General features: G+C 65.4%; 21 protein-coding genes. 14 read left to right on the forward strand and 7 right to left on the reverse strand.

The genetic code is table 11. The features are described from left to right. Positions 1-157 precede the first annotated feature (157 nt). The 4 genes from KBW98_RS03330 to lpxC all read left to right on the forward strand — a co-directional run bounded on the left by KBW98_RS03330 (position 158) and on the right by lpxC (position 3,029). Positions 158-661: a peroxiredoxin gene (locus tag KBW98_RS03330; protein ID WP_211518673.1), complete on the forward strand. Its 504-nt coding sequence runs from the start codon at positions 158-160 to the stop codon at positions 659-661. A 45-nt stretch (positions 662-706) separates the two neighbouring features. Next, complete coding sequence (locus tag KBW98_RS03335) at positions 707-1,156, forward strand: GNAT family N-acetyltransferase (RefSeq protein ID WP_211518674.1); 450 nt, start codon at positions 707-709, stop codon at positions 1,154-1,156. A gap of 32 nt (positions 1,157-1,188) precedes the next feature. Beyond that, positions 1,189-2,031 carry a DMT family transporter gene (locus tag KBW98_RS03340; protein ID WP_211518675.1) on the forward strand — a complete coding sequence of 281 codons (843 nt, stop codon included), beginning with the start codon at positions 1,189-1,191 and terminating at the stop codon, positions 2,029-2,031. A 62-nt stretch (positions 2,032-2,093) separates the two neighbouring features. Next, on the forward strand, positions 2,094-3,029 hold the full coding sequence (gene lpxC, locus KBW98_RS03345; RefSeq protein WP_211518676.1) for a UDP-3-O-acyl-N-acetylglucosamine deacetylase: 936 nt from the start codon (positions 2,094-2,096) through the stop codon (positions 3,027-3,029). A gap of 70 nt (positions 3,030-3,099) precedes the next feature. Here lpxC and KBW98_RS03350 read toward each other — a convergent pair whose 3' ends face one another. Then, entirely contained in the window at positions 3,100-3,597 is a 498-nt protein-coding gene (locus KBW98_RS03350; RefSeq protein ID WP_229428955.1) for a DciA family protein, read from the reverse strand. Positions 3,598-3,767: 170 nt separating this feature from the next. On the opposite strand from KBW98_RS03350, the gene KBW98_RS03355 reads away from it, so the two are divergent. The 5 genes from KBW98_RS03355 (at position 3,768) to KBW98_RS03375 (ending at position 10,456) form a co-directional block, all read left to right on the forward strand. Next, complete coding sequence (locus tag KBW98_RS03355) at positions 3,768-5,165, forward strand: MBOAT family protein (RefSeq protein ID WP_211518678.1); 1,398 nt, start codon at positions 3,768-3,770, stop codon at positions 5,163-5,165. A 2-nt stretch (positions 5,166-5,167) separates the two neighbouring features. Continuing rightward, positions 5,168-6,367, forward strand: a complete 1,200-nt coding sequence (locus KBW98_RS03360) for a hypothetical protein (RefSeq protein WP_211518679.1) — start codon at positions 5,168-5,170, stop codon at positions 6,365-6,367. Positions 6,368-6,557: 190 nt separating this feature from the next. Next, positions 6,558-9,344, forward strand: a complete 2,787-nt coding sequence (gene secA / locus KBW98_RS03365; protein ID WP_211518680.1) for a preprotein translocase subunit SecA — start codon at positions 6,558-6,560, stop codon at positions 9,342-9,344. Between the two features lie 401 nt (positions 9,345-9,745). Next, positions 9,746-10,012, forward strand: coding sequence for a hypothetical protein (locus KBW98_RS03370; protein WP_211518681.1), 267 nt, complete (start codon positions 9,746-9,748; stop codon positions 10,010-10,012). Between the two features lie 54 nt (positions 10,013-10,066). After that, positions 10,067-10,456, forward strand: coding sequence for a hypothetical protein (locus KBW98_RS03375; RefSeq protein ID WP_211518682.1), 390 nt, complete (start codon positions 10,067-10,069; stop codon positions 10,454-10,456). Positions 10,457-10,551: 95 nt separating this feature from the next. Here KBW98_RS03375 and KBW98_RS03380 read toward each other — a convergent pair whose 3' ends face one another. The 3 genes from KBW98_RS03380 to KBW98_RS03390 all read right to left on the reverse strand — a co-directional run bounded on the left by KBW98_RS03380 (position 10,552) and on the right by KBW98_RS03390 (position 11,385). After that, positions 10,552-10,872 (reverse strand): Dabb family protein, encoded by a 321-nt coding sequence (locus tag KBW98_RS03380; RefSeq protein ID WP_211518683.1) that lies wholly within the window; start codon positions 10,870-10,872, stop codon positions 10,552-10,554. 76 nt (positions 10,873-10,948) lie between these two features. After that, entirely contained in the window at positions 10,949-11,089 is a 141-nt protein-coding gene (locus KBW98_RS03385) for a hypothetical protein (protein WP_211518684.1), read from the reverse strand. Then, a complete protein-coding gene (locus tag KBW98_RS03390; protein ID WP_211518685.1) occupies positions 11,068-11,385 on the reverse strand; it encodes a DUF6404 family protein in 318 nt (105 codons plus the stop codon). The genes KBW98_RS03385 and KBW98_RS03390 overlap by 22 nt, the downstream gene beginning before the upstream one ends. Before the next feature lie 193 nt (positions 11,386-11,578). Here KBW98_RS03390 and KBW98_RS03395 point away from each other — a divergent pair, with 193 nt between their 5' ends. Next, the gene (locus KBW98_RS03395; RefSeq protein ID WP_211518686.1) at positions 11,579-12,100 is read left to right on the forward strand and encodes a DUF1203 domain-containing protein; all 522 of its coding nucleotides are present in this window, start codon (positions 11,579-11,581) and stop codon (positions 12,098-12,100) included. On the opposite strand, the gene KBW98_RS03400 is transcribed toward KBW98_RS03395, so the two are convergent. From KBW98_RS03400 to KBW98_RS03410, 3 genes are all read right to left on the reverse strand, one after another. Beyond that, positions 12,040-13,092: a MerR family transcriptional regulator gene (locus KBW98_RS03400; RefSeq protein ID WP_211518687.1), complete on the reverse strand. Its 1,053-nt coding sequence runs from the start codon at positions 13,090-13,092 to the stop codon at positions 12,040-12,042. The genes KBW98_RS03395 and KBW98_RS03400 overlap by 61 nt on opposite strands. A 93-nt stretch (positions 13,093-13,185) precedes the next feature. After that, the gene (locus KBW98_RS03405; RefSeq protein WP_211518688.1) at positions 13,186-14,187 is read right to left on the reverse strand and encodes a peptidoglycan-binding protein; all 1,002 of its coding nucleotides are present in this window, start codon (positions 14,185-14,187) and stop codon (positions 13,186-13,188) included. Positions 14,188-14,209: 22 nt separating this feature from the next. Next, positions 14,210-14,935 (reverse strand): transglycosylase SLT domain-containing protein, encoded by a 726-nt coding sequence (locus tag KBW98_RS03410; protein ID WP_211518689.1) that lies wholly within the window; start codon positions 14,933-14,935, stop codon positions 14,210-14,212. Positions 14,936-15,421: 486 nt separating this feature from the next. Between KBW98_RS03410 and argJ the strand changes: the two genes are divergently transcribed. The 4 genes from argJ to KBW98_RS03430 are packed head-to-tail and all read left to right on the forward strand — an operon-like array spanning position 15,422 to position 19,293. Next, a complete protein-coding gene (gene argJ, locus KBW98_RS03415) occupies positions 15,422-16,660 on the forward strand; it encodes a bifunctional glutamate N-acetyltransferase/amino-acid acetyltransferase ArgJ (protein ID WP_211518690.1) in 1,239 nt (412 codons plus the stop codon). A 16-nt stretch (positions 16,661-16,676) separates the two neighbouring features. Further along, positions 16,677-17,567, forward strand: a complete 891-nt coding sequence (locus KBW98_RS03420; RefSeq protein ID WP_211518691.1) for an ATP-binding protein — start codon at positions 16,677-16,679, stop codon at positions 17,565-17,567. Further along, complete coding sequence (locus KBW98_RS03425; protein WP_211518692.1) at positions 17,560-17,982, forward strand: NUDIX domain-containing protein; 423 nt, start codon at positions 17,560-17,562, stop codon at positions 17,980-17,982. The genes KBW98_RS03420 and KBW98_RS03425 overlap by 8 nt, the downstream gene beginning before the upstream one ends. Positions 17,983-17,991: 9 nt before the next feature. Then, complete coding sequence (locus tag KBW98_RS03430) at positions 17,992-19,293, forward strand: D-amino acid dehydrogenase (protein WP_211518693.1); 1,302 nt, start codon at positions 17,992-17,994, stop codon at positions 19,291-19,293. Positions 19,294-19,379: the final 86 nt, after the last annotated feature.

Raw genomic sequence — 19,379 nt, forward strand, 5'->3', positions numbered from 1 at the left:
GCGCTTGTGGCTGCGGCACGAACTTGGGTTCCGGCCTTCGCCGGAACGACGGGTGAGGGCAGCAGGCCGACCCATACGCCAACTTCAGGCGTCCGATGCAAGGACCTCCGCAATCGGCGATAATTGCCAGATTCTCAAAACACCTCAAGGAGCACACATGACCATCCAGATCGGCGACCGCCTGCCGGAAGGCACCCTGGCCGAATTCATCGAGACCGAAACCGCCGGCTGCTCGCTCGGCCCGAACACCTTCCAGGTGGCTGACCTGGTGAAGGGCAAGAAGATCGTGATCTTCGGCCTGCCGGGCGCCTACACCCCGACCTGCTCGGCCCAGCACGTGCCGGGCTACGTCAAGCACGCCGAGGCCCTGAAGGCCAAGGGTGTGGACGAAATCTGGTGCATCTCGGTCAACGACGCCTTCGTGATGGGCGCCTGGGGCCGCGACCAGAAAGCCACCGGCACCGTGCGCATGATGGCCGACGGCAACGCCGCCTACTCGAAGGCCCTGGGCCTGGACGCCGACTTCTCCAAGCACGGCATGGGCACCCGCTCCAAGCGCTACTCGATGCTGGTCGAGGACGGCGTGGTCAAGCAGCTGAACGTGGAAAACGCCGGCTTCGAAGTCTCGAGCGCCGAAAAGATGCTCGAACAACTGGGCTAAGCCGAGCCATCCTGACAAACGGCGCCGCGGCGCCGTTTTTTCATCATGATCATCAATACCGAAACCCCCGACCAGCCCGAAGTGCGGGCCATGCTGGAGCAGCTCGACGCCTACCACGCGGCGCTGTACCCGGCCGAGTCGAACCACCTGCTGGATGTCGATTCGCTGCTGCGCGAGGACGCGCTGTTCCTGGTCGCGCGCGACGTCGGCGGCAAGGCCGTGGGCTGCGCGGCCCTGGTCAATCGTGGCGGCTATGGCGAGATCAAGCGCATGTTCGTGAGCGAGGAGCGGCGCGGCCTGGGCGCCGGCGGCCAGCTGCTCGAGCACCTGACCATGTTCGCGCGCATGTCCGGCCTCCAGGCCTTGCTGCTGGAAACCGGCATCCACCAGGCGCCGGCCATCCGCCTGTACGAGCGCGCCGGCTTCGTGCGCCGCGAGCCTTTCGGCGACTACCGGCCCGACCCCCTGAGCGTGTTCATGGAAAAGCGCCTGTGACAAGCCGGGGAAATCTCGCCAGCATCTATGCGATGCTGCTCGCCGTCTTCATGTTTGCCCTGATGGACACGGCGATGAAACTGCTGTCGGCGCGCTATCCGGCGATCCAGGTGGCGGCCCTGCGCGCCCTGTGCTCGCTGCCGCTGGTGGCGGCCTACCTGGGCTGGCGCGGCGCCTACGCCGGCATCCTGCGCATCCGCTGGCCGATGCATCTGCTGCGCGCGCTGCTCGGCATCCTGATGCTGGCCTTCTTCGCCTACGGCCTGCAGCGCCTGTCGCTGGCCGAGGCCTATTCGATCTTCTTCATCGCCCCGGCCCTGATCACGGCGATGTCGGTGCTCTTCCTCAAGGAGCGCGTCAACCTGGCGCGCTGGATCGCCATCGGCGTCGGCCTGTGCGGCGTGCTGGTGGTGCTGCGCCCGAGCGGCGCCGGTTTCCTTACCATCGGCGGCCTGGCCGTGCTGGGCTCCGCCGCCTGCTACGCCGTGTCGGCAATCACGGTGAAATTCCTGGCGCGCACCGACCGCAGCGAGCACATGGTGTTCTGGCTGATGCTGATGATGGCCATCGGCGCCAGCGCGCTGGCGGCGCCGGGCTGGGTGGGCATGAGCATGGCCGACCTGCCGCTGCTGGCGGCGCTGGCCCTGACCGGCTTCGTCGGCCAGCTGGCCATCACCGAGGCCTTCAGCCGCGGCGAGGCCTCGAGCGTGGCGCCCTTCGAATACTCGGCCCTGGCCTGGGGCGTGGGCCTGGACTGGCTGCTGTGGCGCGCGCTGCCGGACGGCTACACCCTGCTGGGAGCGGCGATCATCATCGGCAGCGGTTTGTATCTGATTCGCCACGAAAAAGACCACGCCGAATCCGAGCACCCCTGAGGGAAGGGGCAGCCGAGGAGCCGGCGCCGGCAAGCCCGGAACAGGCGGGCTATAATCGGCGGATGCTGAAACAACGAACCATCAAAGAACTCGTCCGCACCACCGGCGTCGGCCTGCATTCCGGCCGCAAGGTGGAGCTGACCCTGCGCCCGGCCGCCGCCGATACCGGCATCGTGTTCCGCCGCGTGGACTACAACCCCATCGTCGAGATCCCGAGCAGCGCCCACGTGGTGGGCGACACCCGCATGGCCTCGGTCCTGATCAAGGACGACGCCCGCGTCTCGACCGTCGAGCACATCATGTCGGCCTGCGCCGGCCTGGGCATCGACAACCTGTACATCGACGTCACGGCCGAGGAAATCCCGATCATGGACGGCTCGGCCTCGTCCTTCGTGTACCTGCTGCAGCAGTCCGGCGTCGAAGAGCAGGACGCGCCGCGCAAGTTCATCCGCGTGCTGAAGGACGTCGAAGTGCGCCAGGGCACGGGCGCCGCCGAGAAATGGGCGCGCCTGTCGCCGCACGACGGCTACAAGCTGGACTTCTTCATCGAATTCAACCACCCGGCGGTCGACGGCACCATGCAGCGCGCGGTGGTCGACTTCGGCGACATCACCTATGTGCGCGACGTGGCGCGCGCCCGCACCTTCGGCTTCATGCAGGATGTGGAAAGCCTGCGCGGCATGGGCCTGGCGCGCGGCGGCTCGCTCGAGAACGCGATCGTGATGGACGAATACCGCATCCTGAATGCGGACGGCCTGCGCTACGAGGACGAATTCGTGCGCCACAAGATCCTCGATGCGATCGGCGACCTGTACCTGGTGGGGCACCCGCTGCTGGCCAGCTACACGGCCCACAAGTCCGGGCACGCGCTCAACAACGACCTGCTGCGGGCGCTGCTGGCGCAGCCGGATGCCTACGAGATCGTTACATTCGATTCGCTGAATGCGGCGCCGGCGTCGTATGTGAAGATGATGTCGAGGGAGTGGGCGCAGAGCTGAGGCTCTGCGGCTGTTCATCGAAATTTGGATCCTGGCCTTCGCCGGGATCCAAGTTCACGTAATTAAGCCACTAAGCCTTCCGCTTGGCCGCCAGCGCCCGCAAGGCCGCCACCAGCTCCTTGTTCTGCGTCGTCTCCGGCAAGCTCTCCGCCAGCTCCTCGAAGGCCTGCACCGCCGTCGGCGGCAGCTCCAGCGTGCGCATCTGGGGCTTTTCGTCGGCCGCGCGCGCCATCTGCACCTTCAGCCGGATCGATTCCACCCCCCATCCGCGTCCCTGCAGCGCCGTTTGCAGCTTGGGCAGCATCTGCTTGAGCCTGGCCGCCAGCGCCGAACTGGGCACGGCCAGCACCAGCACCGACTCCTGGAACGAGATCACGTCGCAGGCGCCGAACAGGGCCGGCAGCGCCGCCGCGCAGTCGGCCTGCAGGCGCGCCATGCGGTTCGCGGCCGGCAGCAGGCTGGCCATGCGATCGTTGCCGCGCAGGAAATCTGTCGCGACAAACGAGGTCTGGCGGTTCCTGGTACCGAAGATGTGGAAAGGACGTGGCTTGGGAGGCGAGGACTGCATGCCCCGGAACATACCACAGCCCGCGCCATTTGCAATGGCGGCGTGGGAAAGCCGCCATTGCACATGGCGCGGGCGCCGCGTCGCTCCTGTGCCAACCTTGCGTTGAGTTAATAATATTCCTACAATCACCGGATCCGATGGCGAGGTGCTGTCGTTCGCGCCTATCCCAGATGCTATTTTCCTCGATCGTTTTCCTGTTCTTTTTCCTGCCCGTCTTCCTGGCCCTGTACTACCTGCTGCCGTGGAAAAACGCCGTCCTGCTGCTGGGGAGCCTGCTGTTCTATGCCTGGGGCGAGCCGCGCTTCGTGCCGCTGCTGCTGCTGTCGGCCGCCATCAACTACGGCGCGGGCCTGGCCATCGCCCGCGAGGGCAGGCAGGGAAGCGGAAAGGGCAGGGCCTGGCTGGCGGCCGGCGTCGCCGCCAACCTCGCCATGCTGGCCTGGTTCAAGTACGCCGGCTTCCTGGCCGAAGCGGTCAACAGCGCGCTCGCGCTCGGCGTTCCGGTGCCGCACATCACGCTGCCGCTCGGTATTTCCTTCTTTACCTTCCAGGGCATTTCCTACCTGGTCGACGTGTACCGCGGCGACGTCGCGGCCCAGTCCAGTTTCTTCCGCTTCGCCACCTACAAGGCGCTGTTCCCCCAGCTGATCGCCGGACCCATCGTGCGCTACCGCCAGGTTGCCGGCGAGATGGGCCAGCGCGTGCTGTCCAACGAACGCCTGCTGGCCGGGTTCTCGCTGTTCGCCCTCGGCCTGGCGCAGAAGGTCCTGATCGCCAACACCCTGGCGCTGCCGGCCGACCGCCTGTTCGGCGCCGACCATGCCGGGCTGTCGGCGCCCACGGCCTGGTTCGGGATGCTGTGCTACACCCTGCAGATCTACTACGACTTCTGCGGCTATTCCAACATGGCCATCGGACTCGGCCACATGCTGGGTTTCAGTTTTCCGCCCAATTTCGACCGGCCGTATTCGGCGCGCTCGGTGACCGAGTTCTGGCAGCGCTGGCATATCAGCCTGTCGTCCTGGTTCCGCGACTACCTGTACATCCCTCTCGGCGGCAACCGCCGCGGCGCCGTCCGCACCTGGTTCAACCTCGGCCTGGTGTTCTTCCTGTGCGGGCTCTGGCACGGCGCCGCCTGGACCTTCGTGCTGTGGGGCGTCTGGCACGGCGCCTGGCTGATCGTCGAACGCATGGGCCTGCGGCGCGGGCTGGACCGCCTGCCGCGGCCGCTGGCCCAGGCCTGGACCCTGGCCCTGGTGATGCTCGGCTGGGTCTGGTTCCGTGCGCCCGACCTGGCCTCGGCCTCCAGCTACTTCGGCGCCCTGGCCGGCATGGCCGCCAACCCGTCGGGCCACCCCTGGCAGGCCGAGATCGGCTCGCTCGAACTGGTCACCATCGCCGTCGCCCTGGCCTGCGCGCTGCTGCCCACGGGACGCCCCGCCGGCGCCGTTGCGCCCCTGCGCACCGGCCGCTGGGCCAAGCTGCCGGTGGTCATGGCCTGTGTCGCCCTGTGCGCCTGCAGCCTGGCCAGCGGCACCTATAACCCCTTCCTTTATTTCCGGTTCTGAGCATGCAGACGTTTCGAGACGCCGCCCGGCGGCTGCGCAGGCACGCCGCCAAGATCGTGATCACCGGCTTCCTGGCGCTGCCCATGGTCGCCACGGTGCTGCGGCCCTCCGACGGCAGCGGCGAACAGCGCACCCTGGCGCCGGCCCCGTCGACGCCGCGCAGCCTGGAGCAGGCGCTGGCCTGGCCGGCCCTGGCCGAGGCCTGGAGCAACGACCATTTCGGCTGGCGCACCACGATGGTGAGGTTCTATGGCCGCCTGCGCCACGACCTGTTCGGCCGCTTTCCCACCAACCAGGTGATCAGCGGGCGCGAAGGCAGGATCTTCCTCACCGCCCACAACGACCACGGCGAACGCTACGAACTGCTGGTCGCCTGCGGCTGGAAGTTCGACCGCGGCGCCGCCACCATCGAGGACCTGAACCGCTTCGACAGCACCGTCAGGGCGCGCGGCATCCCGGCCAAGCTCCTGGTCGTGCCCTCGGGTCCGGTGGTCTACAGCGAAGAACTGCAGGCCTGGCAGACCGAGCGTTGCCGGCCCGAGAACGTGCCCATGGCCCGGCTGCTGGCCTCGCCGGCCTTGAGGCCGCAGGCGCGCGAGCGAATCTATTTTCCGCTGGCCGAGATGCGGGCGATGCGCGACCGCGTCATGTTCTTCCCGAAGAATTACTTCCACTGGGCGGGCGCGGGAGCGGCGGCCGTGGCCGCGATGACCGAGCGCCACTTCTGGGGCAGGGGCGAGGACACCGCGCCCCCGATCCCGCTGGTCGGCCAGGTCCAGCCCTCGGACGTGCACTGGATGTTCCCCGGCATTAAGCACGACAGCATGGTGGAGGACCCCGATTTCAAGGGCACTACGATCACGCCTTGCTATGGTCCGGCCTGTTTCCCGGAGATGCAGCCGGTCATGGAGAAACTGCAGGTGGTCGGACGCTACCGCAACAGCGCCCCCGGCCTGGGACCGCGCCTGGTGATCCTGACCGATTCCTTCGGCTACGCCGGCGGGCCGATGTTCTCGCGCTACCACCGTGAAGTGGTCCACGTGTCGACCAACTCGCTGCCGCAGCTGAACGAGGCGGAGCGCGAACAGCTGCGCAAGCTCCTGTTCGTGCCGGGCAGCGACGACGAGGTGCTGTTCCTGTATCACGATGCGACCGTGCTGTCTTACCGGATCCGGACCGACCTCGGCATGTTGTTGCCATGATGCAAGTTCTCTTTCGAGAATTATTGCTTGATTGAACAGCTTTGGGATCTTGTTATCTGTTCTATTGACCCCAAGTGTGGCCGGATCGCATGATAAAATCAGTAGCTTTTTGCCATAGTCGGTCTTCGATGCTTATCTATCTGATATCATCCCTGGCTCTTTTTTGCGGCGTATTTTCTTAGAACACAGCATGTCATTCCTGACCCAGATTTTCGGCAGCCGTAACCAGCGTCTGCTCAAGCAATACCAAAAGACCGTGCGTCAGATCAACGCGCTCGAGCCGCAGATGGAAAAGCTGTCGGACGCGGAACTCCAGGCCAAGACGCCCGAGTTCAAGGACCGCCTGGGCAAAGGCGAGACCCTCGACGACATCCTGCCGGAAGCCTTTGCCGTCTGCCGCGAAGCCGCCAAGCGCGTGCTCAAGATGCGCCACTTCGACGTGCAGCTGATCGGCGGCATGGTCCTGCACCAAGGCAAGATCGCGGAAATGGGCACCGGCGAGGGCAAGACCCTGATGGCGACCCTGCCGGTCTACCTGAACGGCCTGTCGGGCAAGGGCGTGCACGTCATTACCGTCAACGATTACCTGGCGCAGCGCGACGCCGAGCAGATGGGCCGCCTGTATTCCTGGCTGGGCCTGAGCACGGGCGTGAACCTGTCCCAGCTCGACCACGACAGCAAGCAGAAGGCCTACGGGTCCGACATCACCTACGGCACCAACAACGAATTCGGTTTCGACTACCTGCGCGACAACATGGTGTACGAGGCGCGCGAGCGCGTGCAGCGCAGCCTGAACTTCGCCGTGGTCGACGAGGTCGACTCGATCCTGATCGACGAAGCGCGTACGCCGCTGATCATTTCGGGCCAGGCCGAGAACCATACCGACCTGTATCACCGCATCAACGAAGTCCCGCCGCAGCTGACCCTGCAGGTCGGCGAGGAAACGCCGGACGGCAAGGGCAAGATCGAAGTCCCGGGCGACTACACCAAGGACGAGAAGGCGCACACCGTGCTGCTGACCGAGGGCGGCCACGAGAAGGCCGAGGCCATCCTGACCAAGATGGGCCTGCTGCCGGAAGGCGCCTCGCTCTACGACGCCGCCAACATCACCCTGATCCACCACCTGTATGCGGCGCTGCGCGCCCACGTCCTGTACCACAAGGACCAGCACTACGTGGTGCAGAACAACGAAGTGGTGATCGTCGACGAATTCACTGGCCGCCTGATGACGGGCCGCCGCTGGTCGGACGGCCTGCACCAGGCCGTCGAAGCCAAGGAAGGCGTGCGCATCCAGAACGAGAACCAGACCCTGGCCTCGATCACCTTCCAGAACTACTTCCGCATGTACGCCAAGCTGGCCGGCATGACCGGCACGGCCGATACCGAAGCCTACGAATTCCAGGAGATCTACGGCCTGGAGACCGTGGTCGTCCCGCCGAACAAGCCGTCGCAGCGCAAGGACCGCCAGGATCAGGTCTACAAGACCCCGGAAGAGAAGTACAACGCGATGCTCAACGACATCCGCGACTGCTACGAGCGCGGCCAGCCGGTGCTGGTGGGCACGACCTCGATCGAGAACTCGGAACTGCTGTCCGGCATCCTGAACAAGGCCAATCTGCCGCACAACGTCCTGAACGCGAAGCAGCACGCGCGCGAAGCGGAAATCATCGCCCAGGCCGGCCGTCCGAAGATGATCACCATCGCCACCAACATGGCGGGCCGCGGTACCGACATCGTCCTGGGCGGCAACGTCGCCAAGCAGATCCAGTTCATCGAAGCCGACGACAAGCTGTCGCCGGAAGAGAAGGCCGCGCAGTCCAAGACCCTGAGCGACGAATGGCAGTCGCTGCACGACCTGGTCGTGCGCGAAGGCGGCCTGCACATCATCGGTACCGAGCGCCACGAATCGCGCCGGGTCGACAACCAGCTGCGCGGCCGTTCGGGCCGCCAGGGCGACCCGGGTTCCTCGCGCTTCTACCTGTGCCTGGACGATCCGCTGCTGCGCATCTTCGCCGGCGACCGCGTGCGCGCCATCATGGACCGCCTGAAGATGCCGGAAGGCGAGCCGATCGAGGCGGGCATCGTGACCCGTTCGATCGAGTCGGCCCAGCGCAAGGTCGAGGCCCGCAACTTCGACATCCGCAAGCAGCTGCTCGAGTACGACGACGTCGCCAACGACCAGCGCAAGGTGATCTACACCCAGCGTAACGAGCTGCTGGAGTCGACCGACATCTCCGAGACCATCGCCAGCCTGCGCACCGGCGTGTTCACCGACGTGGTGCGCGGCTACGTGCCGGCCGAATCGGTGGAAGAGCAGTGGGACATCAAGGCGCTGGAATCGACCCTCTCGAGCGAGTGGAACCTGGACGTGCCGCTGTCGCAGATGCTGCAGGACGATCCGAACCTGAACGACGACGACATCCTGGAGCGCGTGCTGGCCGCAGCCGACAAGGCCTACGAGGCCAAGGTGGGCATCGTCGGCAAGGACGCCTTCGGCGGCTTCGAGCGCAACGTCATGCTGCAGAGCGTGGACACCCACTGGCGCGAACACCTCGCGGCGCTGGACCACCTGCGCCAGGGCATCCACCTGCGCGGCTATGCGCAGAAGAACCCGAAGCAGGAATACAAGCGCGAAGCCTTCGAGCTGTTCAGCAACATGCTGGACATGATCAAGAACGAAGTCATCCGCACCGTGATGACCGTGCGCATCCAGACCCGCGAGGAAGTCGAAGCGGCCGAAGCCGCGATGGCGGCCCAGGCGGCGCAGCTGGAAAACCTCAACTTCCAGCACGCCGACTTCAACCCGTCGGCCGACCCGGCCGAGCTGCTCAACCCGAACCCGGTGTCGGGCGGCGGCGCGGCGCCGGTGGCGGCGGAAGACCACAGCACCTACATGGGCGTGAAGGTCGGCCGCAACGACCCTTGCCCTTGCGGCAGCGGCAAGAAGTTCAAGCAGTGCCACGGCAAGCTGGCGTGAGGGCTGCTGGTGTCATGTAGAAAAGGCCGGAGTGATCCGGCCTTTTTTTCGCTGTCGCGGCCAGACCTGGAAAATCCCGGCGTCGTTGGCATGAAGTTCTCCCATGAGGAATGCGCTGCCTTCTCATGAAGATTTGAATTTGATTCTATCGAAATATTCCAATTTCATGGAATTATGAAGCGCGAATGAAATTAAAAATAAAAACAAGTGATTATTGGGTGATCATGTATGCAGGGAAATTAAAATTCGCATCCCCGCCCGGATCCTCTTTCGCGGATTTTGTAAAAGGAATATTATTTATCTGCGCCCGAATGGTGGATGATCATTATGCGGCGCAGGTAATCATCGATTACAACGGATAAACCGACCGTCAATTCGGTTACATGTTTGGAAGATGTAGAATGCAAGTATTGAATGCAGTGGAAATCGATCTGGTCTCGGGCGCGGGTGATGCGGGCGCAGCAGCGGGCGGCGTCGCCGGCGGTGTCGCCGGCCATGTGTATGGCGGCGTTGCCGGTGCGGCTATCGGTTCGGTGTTCGGCCCGGCCGGTGCAATGGGCGGCTACGTAATCGGCCGCACCCTGGGCGGGTACATCGGCGGCGGCATCGGCGCCTACGGTGGCAGCAAGCTCGAGAACATGCTGGATTCCTGGTTCAACGACGCTTAAGTCTGAATCTACCCCATAAGCCTGGAAAACGGCTTATGGGGTATGAGAATAAATATGAATAGTAAGAAGCTGAATCAAATATGCTTGCTAATTAACCTCGGCTGTCTGGTTGTCGGGGTGTTGGCGTATTCAATGGTTGCGGAGCCGAAGGCGGTTATCTCGACAATTCTTTATACACTGGCGGCTTTGGGAGGATCTTACTTCTGCTTGTCCATTCTCGCGAAAAGCGCGCGTGGGAGCGTAATGACAGAACTTGACAATCAAGCGTTGTCGCAAGATTCGCCCTTGGTTCGCAGTTTATATTTTCTCCCGATTATATTAATCAGTTTTGAAGTGCTGGCTTTGTTTGTTTTGAATGTGACGCCGCAATCCGTGAGCTGGATTCATATTGCGGCGGCTTGCGCTGCCGGGCAAAATGCCGAAGGTGCGCTAAGGAAGCAGTGAATCGTTCTTGACGGAGCCCGCGCGGACAGCGCACCGGGCATCCGCATTTCCGCAGCCCGGAGCCCGGGTTTCTCACCCGCGGCCGCGTTCACACATCAGCGCGCCCAATAATCCACCACCAGCGACTTCTCCAGGCATCCTCCCAAGGTCGACACGAAGCGCTGGTGCTCCGGATGTACCAGGTACGCATCCCTGTCCTCGAGCGACGCAAAGGACAGCGTGAAGCAATGCGAGAACCCGTCGTTCAGCCCCTCCGGACTGACGTTGGTCCCCCATTCGAAGCCGGCGATGCCGGAAATCGCCGCTTCGAGGCTTTCGAAGTCGGAAACGATGGCGTCGACCTGCTCGGCGGAGGCGCTGTCCTTGAACGAGAACAGGACGACGTGGCGCAGGGAGGCGGGGGCATTCGTGCTCATGGCGGATCCGGTGAAAAGTCAAGATCGCGCATGGTAGCGCCGCCGGCGGCATTGACGCGCACGATCGGCAAGCCTGCTATTCCTCCGGGCCCCGGGGCGGCGGGCTGGGGGCGCGCTTAGGCGATGCCGATGCCGGCTCGGCGGCGAGCCCGGCCGCCGGCTGCGCCAGGCCGAGCGCCACGGCCCAGGCCAGGATCAGGCGCACAGCGATTCCCATGCGGGCAAGCCGTGCTTCCTGCGCTGGCGGCGGTAGTAGAAGGCCATGGCCAGGCCGTAACACAGGCCCGCGCCGGCCGCCATTGCCGCGGCGACCGGCAGGCTTTTGCCGTCGCGCGACCAGAAGGCGAACCACATCACCGCGCCCCAGATGACGGCGAACCAGGCGCCGAAGGACAGCATCGTCAGCACAAAGGACATGAACTGCGGAGGCCTGGCGCGCAGGCCCAGCTTCCACAGGAGCATAAACAGGGGAGGCGCATACTGGTGGCGGGCGAGGCCGTGGCGCGCCAGCATGGCGCAGGCGAGCTCCTTCCGGGTTTGAAAATCTATGGCGTCGATCGTGAAGAAAAGAGGATCAGCTTAACAGGCGAAGTGCGCGAACAAATGCATGCTTTGTCACCAGCGAGGCGGGATTCGGCCGCAAGATGCGGGGTGCGAGCGCCGCCCGGACCGGCGACGATAGGATTTTCCACAAGGAGCGAGACCCATGCAAACAATTTCCGCACCCGCCACGCCGATCCGTATCGTCCCGCTGCCGTTCGCCTACCTGGAGCGCGCCCGCGCGGGCGTCGACGACCTGGGCCAGCCCGTCGAACGCCATGTCGCCCAGGGCGGCGAACCGCTGCGCGACCTGCTGCGCCGCGCCGAACCGGGCGAAGCCATCCTGCTGGCCAGCTACTGCCCGTTCACGCAAGCCGGCCCCTTCCGCGAATACGGTCCGGTGTTCCTGTCGGCGGCGGGGCAGGGCGCGGCGCCGCCCGGCGCCTTGCCGTTCGAGGGCGAAACGCCTTACCTCGGGGCCAGCTTCGTGCTGCGCGCCTACAGCGCAAGCGAACGCATCGTCGACGCACGCGTCAGCTCGCCGGACGCCGCGGCGGGCGACCTGGACGCCCTGTTCGCACGCGCCGACACGGACTTCGTGCTGGCGCGCTTCACCGCCTACGGCTGCTACGCGCTGCGCATCGAACGGGCCGCGCCCGCCGGCGCCGGCATGGCCTTGCGCAGGTAGTCGAGCAGATCGTCGCCGATGCCGCTGCCCATGCGCAGCACCGGCTCGTTCGCGCTGGCCCGGCGGAAGGCCTCGACGGTCACGGGATCGGTGCCCACCATGTCCTGGAACATCGCCATCCAGCGCCGCGCCAGCGCGCGCGCCTCGGGGCCTTGTGCGCCGGGATCGCGTCCCATTTCCTCGCGCACTGCGGCGATCAGGCCCGGCCATTCATGTCCATGTTCCGCCTGGTGGCGGCGCATGCGTTCCAGCACCTCGGGCGCCAGGTAGCGCGCATACACGTCGTGGCGCAACTCGGCGACCGACAACATGACATAGCCCATCAGTTCCGGCGTCATCCCCTGGTTTCCCATGGCCTGCTGTTCCCGTATCGCCATGGTATTGATGCGTGTGATGATGGCGTCGTCATTGCCAGTGCTGCGCTGGAAGGCGTCCAGCCAGCGCTGGGCAAAGGACTTGGCGGCGCTCGACGAGGGCGCGACCTGCGAGCGCATCAGGCCTGTTCCCTGCTCGACCAGCCGTTGCCAGTCGCGCCGCGCCTCCGGGCTGCTGAAGATGGGGATGTGTTCCAGTTCGTCCTTGGTGAAGTATTGTTCGTACACGGTCATCTGCTCCAAAGTGGTGAGCCACTCGGACAGGTCGGGCGCCGCGCCGCGCAGCAGCTCGCCGCGCAGGTGCAGCAGCTGCTTGCGCATCTGCGTCGCCTCAAGGATCTGGCGGTCGACGGCGGCGAGCTGGCGTTCGACCACCGCCAGCGCCGTGGCGCCCGGACTGTCCAGCGGGTTGTCCAGATAAAGCCCGATGTCGGCCAGCCCCATCCCGAGTACGCGCAAGGCCTGGATCTGCTGTAGCCGGGCCACGTCGTCGCGGTCGTAGAGCCGGTCGCCGGCATCGGAACGCGCGGAAGGGCGGAGCAGCCCGATGCTGTCGTAGTGGTGCAGCGTGCGGACCGTGAGGTTCGCGAGCGCGGCGAGTTCTCCAACTTTCAGCATGGGGCGGCTCCTTTCTTCAGCGTGGCGCCAGTCTCGACCCTCACGCGGCGTGAGGGTCAATAGGGCGATGACGCGAGATGATACCGCGCAGGCTTACCAGGCCATCTTGTTCCAGGTGTTGTCGCCGACCACGCCGTCCGCGCTCAAGCCTTTCGACGTCTGGAAGTTTTTCACCGCCGTCGCCGTGGCCGGGCCGAAGGCGCCGTCGACCGCGATGCCGGCCCCGCTCTCGTTGAGCTGGCTCTGCACCGCGCGCACCTTGGCGCCCGCGTCGCCCTGCTGGGTGAGGATGACCAGCACCGGCCAGGTGGCGTTGCCGACGATGCCGTCCGCGCCCAGGCCGTGCGAGGACTGGAAGTTCTTCACCGCGTTCTGGGTGGCGGTGTCGAAGCTGGCGTTGACCGTGAGCGCATAGCCCCATTGCTGCAGCAGGTACTGGATGGTGCGCACGCGCTCGCCCGTGTTCCCGTACTGGACCAGCGGCCAGGTCGTGGTGGTGGTGCCGCCGCTGCCGCCTGCGACCAGTGACTTGTAGCGCGGCCAGTCCCAGCCCGAGCCCGGGTCGGTGTGGCTCTGGCTGGCGTAGTTGACGTGGCCCTTGACGTTGTACAGCGAGTCGGAAGGCACCGCGCTCCAGCCGGCGCTGCCGTCGTAGACCTTCTGCGACAGCGAGCGCGAGGCCAGGATGTCGCGCGTCAGCGCGGCCGAGGCGTTGTACATGGCCGTCGTATACCAGGCGGACGGGTTGGCGATATAGCCCTCGTGCTCGATGCCGACGGTGTAGCCGTTTGAGTTGCCCACGTGCCAGGCCTTGTCGGCCTCGCGCACCATCTGGGTCACCTGGCCGTCCGACGAACGGATCACGTAGTGGGCGCTGACGCCGGCGCTGCAGTTCTGGAACCAGGAGATCGAGCCGGCGTAGGAGCCCTGCGTGGTGTGTACGGTTACGTGGCTGACGGATGCGGTGCGCGCCGAATAATTACAGCTTGCGGCGGGGTTCCAGATGGCCGGCGGATAGTCGGTCGAGGCCAGCGCCGGCTGGACGGACGTAGCAAAGCAGAGGCTTGCGACCAAGCCGCGAAACAAGTTCTTCATGAGTGTCTCCGTAGATGCTGCTTTATTTTTTATTCGGGGTGTCGGCGAAGTCCGGCGCCGAGATCTTCGGGTCGGGTACGCCGGTTTCCACGGTGATGCGGCGCGCGGACAGCTTCCTGAGCTTGTCCTTGCCGTAGATGCGCTCCATCTCGACGTGCTTCTGGCCGACGCGATACTGCTCGCTGCCGCGGCCCTGGCGGATGGCGGTGTAGATTTCGTAGGAGTAGATCTGCGCGATCTCGCGCTGCGGGATGCCGCTGTAGCGGGCCACGGCGTCTTCCCAGTCCTCGAGCGGGAAGGCGCGCGTCTTGCGGTTGCCGTACTGGGCGAGCAGGGCGGCGGCGGCGCGGATGTTGCTGCGGGTGTCCGAGGCCGCCTGCTCCGGCGTGACGCGGATCAGGGCCGCGCCTTGCGCGAGCGAGTGGCCGAAGTGCGGGTCGTCACGCAGGCCCATGATGCCGTAGCTGATCGGCATGCCGTGGTGCGATTCCACCTCGACTTCCGGCTCGCCGTTCTTCTTCATTTTTCCTTTCGGCACATGCGGATGCCAGCGCGTCTCGGCATAGGCGATCGACTCGAGCAGTTCGACCGGCACGTTGAATTCGCTTGAGGCTTCCTTGAAGTACTGCTTGTACTGCTTTGCCGACACGCTCAGTTCGGCGGGTTTGCCGTCGGCGAAGGCCGGCGGTAGGGTGGCAAGTCCTGCACAAAGCGCGACGATCAGCTGTGCCTTTACGGTTAACTTCATCGTTGTCTCCTGTGGTTATGTGCCCCGCAGCGGGGGAGTGCCGAATCGGCCCGCCGAGTATATGCATGGTTTTCCGTAGGAAATCGTAAGGCTTTGATCTGCAACAGGAAAATGAACAAAGTTCAATTGTGCGCGGCTATTGCGTGAAACGTGCTTATGAGGTGGGGTTAACGGGGTAAAAGCTAAAGCTATCGAGTGGACGGGCGTGCGGTGTGTGCGATGTGGTGTGTCTGCTTATGCGGTACCTGCTAGGTTCGATCCGTCATCCCGGCGAAGGCCGGGATCCAAGTTTGCGTGCGTGTCTCATCCGTTTGCATGTGCCACGTCTATGCAATGAACCCGGGTTCCGGCCTCCGCCGGAACGACGGGCATGGGCAACGTGTCGATTTTCAGAAGCGCGGCAGATCTCGGCATGAACACCCCGGCACTCCAGTTTTTCCTGTGGCGGTACAATAACGAATTCGACACAATTCCAACGAGATCGCCATGGCCGTCAATTCCCCCCTGCCTGTCGCAGCCGACCTGAAACCCGTCAACGGCATTGAAATCGGCTTCGCCGAAGCCGGCATCAAGAAGCCCAATCGCAAGGACATCCTGGTGATGAAGCTGGCGGAAGGCGCGACCGTATCGGGCGTGTTCACCTTGAACCGCTTCTGCGCCGCGCCGGTCCAGGTGAGCAAGGCCAACCTGGAAGCGGTCAAGGCGGGCGGTGCGCCGATCCGCGCGCTGGTGGTCAACACCGGCAACGCCAACGCCGGCACCGGCGAAACCGGCCTGGCCAACGCCCAGGCCACCTGCGCCGAGCTGGCGGGCCTGCTCGGCCTGCAGCCGCAGCAGGTGCTGCCGTTCTCCACCGGCGTGATCCTGGAACAGTTGCCGATCGAGAAGGTCAAGGCCGGCCTGCCGGCCGCGGTCGCGAACCTCAAGGCCGACAACTGGTTCAACGCCGCCGAGGCGATCATGACCACCGACACCCAGCCGAAGGCGGCCTCGCGCACCGTCACCATTGGCGGCCATACCGTGACCCTGACCGGCATCAGCAAGGGCGCCGGCATGATCAAGCCGAACATGGCGACCATGCTCGGCTACGTGGCCTGCGACGCCAAGGTGGCCCAGCCGGTGCTGGACGAACTGGTCAGGCACGCGGCCGACCACTCGTTCAACAGCATCACCATCGACGGCGACACCTCGACCAACGACTCCTTCATGCTGATCGCCACCGGCGCAGGCGGCCTGGAAATCAACAGCGCCGGCGGCGCCGAGTACGAGGCGCTGAAGGAAGCCGTCACCGAGATCTCGCGCAACCTGGCGCAGCAGATCATCCGCGACGGCGAAGGCGCGACCAAGTTCATGACCATCACGGTGGAAGAGGGCCGCGACGTCGCCGAGTGCCGCAAGATCGCCTACGCCATCGCCCATTCGCCGCTGGTCAAGACCGCCTTCTTCGCCTCCGACCCGAACCTGGGCCGCATCCTGGCCGCGGTTGGCTATGCCGGCGTGGACGACCTCGACGTCACCAAGCTCGACCTCTACCTGGACGACGTGTGGGTGGCCAAGAGCGGCGGCCGCAACCCGGACTACAAGGAAGAAGACGGCCAGCGCGTGATGAAGCAGTCCGAGATCACGGTGCGCGTCAAGCTGGCGCGCGGAGACGCCACCGCCACCGTCTGGACCTGCGACCTGTCGCACGACTACGTGTCGATCAACGCCGACTACCGCTCCTGATCTTCCGCACCAGGCAATGACACCACTGGAACAGTTCCTGCACCGCGCCGAAGCCCTGCTGGCGCGCGTGGAGGCGGTGCTGCCGCCGCCCGTGCCGCGCGAGCCGGACTGGAAGCGCAGCTTCGCCTTCCGCTGGCGCAAGCGCGCCAATGGCGGCGGCAAGTACCTGCAGCCGGTGCTGCATGCGTCGACGATCCGCCTCGAAGACCTGCAGCACGTGGATGCGCAGAAGCGCCAGATCGAACAGAACACGCGCCAGTTCGTGGCGCGCCGCCCGGCCAACAACGTGCTGCTCACCGGCGCGCGCGGCACCGGCAAGTCCTCGCTGATCAAGGCCTGCCTGAACGGCTTCGCCGGCCAGGGCCTGCGCCTGATCGAGGTCGACAAGGAAGACCTGGCCGACCTGCCGGACATCGTCGACCTGGTGGCGGGCCGGCCGGAACGCTTCGTGATCTTCTGCGACGACCTGTCCTTCGAAGAAGGCGAGGCCGGCTACAAGGCGCTCAAGGTGGCGCTGGACGGCAGCATCAGCGCGCAGTCGGACAACGTCCTGATCTACGCGACCTCGAACCGGCGCCACCTGATGCCGGAGAAAATGTCGGACAACGCGGGCTACCGCCACAGCGACGAGGGCGACCTGCATCCGGGCGAGACGGTGGAAGAGAAGATCTCGCTGTCGGAGCGCTTCGGCCTGTGGCTGTCCTTCTATCCCTTCCGCCAGGACGACTACCTCGACATCACCGGCCACTGGCTGGCGAGCTTCGGCTGCACGCCGGAACAGATCGAGGGCGCGCGTGCGCAAGCCCTGCAATGGGCGCTGCAGCGCGGCTCGCGCTCGGGCCGCGTGGCCTGGCAATTTGCGAAGGACTATGCCGGCAAGCTGCCGGATTTTGAAACAAATGAGTGAAGTTAAACCAAAGGCGCGGCCGGTCGACGTTGCGGTCGGCATCCTGATGCGTCCCAACGGCGACGTGCTGCTCGGCCAGCGGCCGGAAGGCAAGCCCTATGCGGGCTACTGGGAATTCCCGGGCGGGAAGGTCGAGGCGGGCGAGGACATCTTCGTGGCGCTGCAGCGCGAATTCGTCGAGGAACTCGGCGTGCGGGTGCTGGGCGGCGAGCCCTGGTGCTGCGTCGAACACGTCTACGAGCACGCCCACGTGCGCCTGTATTTCTACATCTGCCGGGAGTGGCAGGGCGAGCCGCAAAGCCTGGAAGGACAGGCCTTTGCCTGGCAGGGCGCCTACAGCGTCAGCCCGCTGCTGCCGGCCACCATCCCGCTGCTCGAGTGGCTCGACCGGGTTCGCTATCCCCAGAACACCTAAGGACCTCGCGTGAAAGTCATCATCCTCGGCAGTGGCGTCATCGGAACCGCATCGGCGTATTTCCTGGCCAGGGCCGGGCATGAGGTGACGGTGGTCGACCGCCAGCCCGGCGCCGGGATGGAGACCAGTTTCGGCAACGCCGGCGAGATCTCGCCCGGCTACGCCACGCCCTGGGCCGGGCCGGGCGTGCCGATGAAGGCCGTCAAATGGCTGGCGATGCAGCACAGCCCCCTGGTGATCCGCCCGCGCATGGACCCGGCCCAGTGGCGCTGGATCCTGCAAATGCTGGGCAACTGCAACCAGCGCAGCTACCAGGTCAACAAGGGGCGCATGGTGCGCCTGGCCGAGTACAGCCGCGACGTGCTGGTCCAGCTGCGCAAGGACACCGGCATCGCCTACGACGAGCGCAGCAAGGGCACCCTGCAGCTGTTCCGCACCGAGAAGCAGTTCGAGGGTTCCAGCACCGACATCGAGGTGCTGGAGCAGTACGGCGTGCCCTACAGGCTGCTCGAGCCGAAGGGTTGCGAGGAATACGAACCGGCCCTGGCGCGCGTACGCGGCCGTTTTGTGGGCGGCCTGCAGCTGCCGAACGACGAGACCGGCGACTGCTTCAAGTTCACCCAGGCCCTGGCCGGCATGGCCAAGGCGCTGGACGTGACCTTCGAGCACGAAGTCAGGATCGAGCGCCTGGTCACGGAAGGCGACCGCATCACCGGCGTGATCACCTCGAAGGGCGAGCTCAAGGCGGACCAGTACGTGCTGGCCCTGGGCAGCTATTCGCCGCTGATGCTCAAGCAGGTCGGCATCCACATTCCCGTGTACCCGGTGAAGGGTTACTCGATCACGGTGCCGATCACGGACGCCTCCGGCGCGCCGGAATCGACGGTGATGGACGAGAGCTTCAAGGTGGCGATCACGCGCCTGGGCGACCGCATCCGCGTCGGCGGCACGGCGGAGCTGTCCGGCTACGACCTGCGCCTGCACCAGGCGCGCCGCGACACCCTGGAGCATTCGGTGACCAGCCTGTTCCCGGACGGCGGCGACGTAAGCAAGGCCTCGTTCTGGTGCGGCCTGCGCCCGATGACGCCGGACGGCACGCCGGTGGTCGGGCCGACGCCTTACCGCAACCTGTTCCTCAACACCGGGCATGGCACCCTGGGCTGGACCATGGCCTGCGGCTCGGGGCGGGTGCTGGCGGACATGCTGTCGGGACGGCAGCCAGAGATCGGGCTGGAAGGCTTGTTCATGGACCGGTATGGGAGGAGGAACCGGCCGGTGGTGGTGCCGCAGGGGATACGGGTCGGGGCGTGATTGCCCCAGCGTTTATTCGGCCTGCTCCTTGGCACGTCGTTCCGGCCTTCGCCGTAACGACGGTTTTTAAGCCGGCGGGAGAAACC

The sequence above is a fragment of the Massilia sp. ST3 genome (assembly GCF_018119405.1).
GTDB lineage: Bacteria > Pseudomonadota > Gammaproteobacteria > Burkholderiales > Burkholderiaceae_D > Telluria.